Annotated in this window: 1 protein-coding gene; it reads right to left on the bottom strand. The window is 39.3% G+C overall.

Annotated features, from left to right (window positions below):
- A partial coding sequence (locus tag JN080_RS29035) for a transposase (protein WP_256239373.1) occupies positions 1 to 542 on the bottom strand: 542 nt, incomplete at both ends.

Raw genomic sequence — 542 nt, forward strand, 5'->3', positions numbered from 1 at the left:
AACTGCTGTTATGGCTTTTTCGGCAACTTTTCCACGGGATAGTAACCGAAAATACCTTTTGTTCAAACGAGTTTGAGCTTTCCATGAAATCTGAAGTATCGCTGGTGGTTGTCCTTCTTGTCTCTTTTTTAATTTTCCTTTTACAGCCGGTGGGTATCGATAACTCCACTCGGATTCAATTAACAATCTCCGGACATGACGGTTTCTGGCTTTTGTTATTTTTCCTTGTCGTCTAAGTTCCCCACTGGAACTTTCGCTCGGAATAAGACCTACATATGCCATGAATTGCTTAGGAGAAGAAAATCGTTGGAATGATTCGACTTCTGCAACTAAACTAGCTGCTATAACCACAGCTACTCCTCGGAGTGTTTGAAGGGCTTGAATCATTGGTGCGTGCACACCTATTATAGCTTGCCGTTCGATTTCTTCCTCCAAACGATTTAATCGTTGCTGAATTTCAGTTAATTGATGCATATATTCTTCATAAACAATTCTTGATGCAGAATGATCAAATTTTAAGGTATTTAACCACTCATAATATC

The sequence above is a fragment of the Bacillus sp. EB600 genome (assembly GCF_024494385.1).
In the GTDB taxonomy this organism is placed as follows: domain Bacteria; phylum Bacillota; class Bacilli; order Bacillales; family Cytobacillaceae; genus JAEVLT01.